Origin of the sequence: Benzoatithermus flavus, assembly GCF_037908215.1 — a bacterium.
GTDB classification, from domain to species: Bacteria; Pseudomonadota; Alphaproteobacteria; order Geminicoccales; family Geminicoccaceae; genus Benzoatithermus; species Benzoatithermus flavus.
Genome location: NZ_JBBLZC010000135.1, coordinates 1 through 534, shown reverse-complemented (window position 1 = coordinate 534; position 534 = coordinate 1). Strand labels below are relative to the sequence as shown.

The 534-nt window shown below is 53.9% G+C and carries 3 tRNA genes; all 3 read right to left on the bottom strand.

The features are described 5' to 3' along the window. Positions 1-177 precede the first annotated feature (177 nt). The 3 genes from U1T56_RS24525 to U1T56_RS24515 all read right to left on the bottom strand — a co-directional run bounded on the left by U1T56_RS24525 (position 178) and on the right by U1T56_RS24515 (position 524). Positions 178-268: transfer RNA gene (locus tag U1T56_RS24525), tRNA-Ser, on the bottom strand. A 22-nt stretch (positions 269-290) separates the two neighbouring features. Next, positions 291-367 (bottom strand) — tRNA-Ile (locus U1T56_RS24520). Positions 368-449: 82 nt separating this feature from the next. Next, positions 450-524, bottom strand: a tRNA-Glu gene (locus tag U1T56_RS24515). Positions 525-534: the final 10 nt, after the last annotated feature.

Below are 534 nucleotides of genomic sequence, written 5' to 3'. Positions count from 1 at the left end.
CTGCTCGGTTGTGCCTCTTCCTCTACAAGCTGATTCGAGGAAGTCAAATGCTAGGTGTCCCTTCCTCTGCAAGCTTATTCAAAGAAGTGGGATGCGTCGGGACAACTCGCAGCCGATTCGAGGAAGCGGATGCTCGTCTCTACCAATTGAGCTAAGTCGGCACGATTTTAAAGTGCATGGCGGAGGAGGAGGGATTCGAACCCCCGCGCGCCTTGCGGCGCCTCTCGGTTTTCAAGACCGACCCCTTCAACCACTTGGGTACTCCTCCAAAAAAGCAACAATAATAATAATGGTGGACCTTGTAGGACTCGAACCTACGACCGGACGGTTATGAGCCGTCTGCTCTAACCAGCTGAGCTAAAGGTCCGATAATGGTGGCGGTGGAGGGGATCGAACCCCCGACCCTCTGCTTGTAAGGCAGATGCTCTCCCAGCTGAGCTAAGTCTCCATGGTGACCCGGAGGGGATTCGAACCCCTGTTACCTCCGTGAAAGGGAGGTGTCTTAACCCCTTGACCAACGGGCCTTAATTTAAT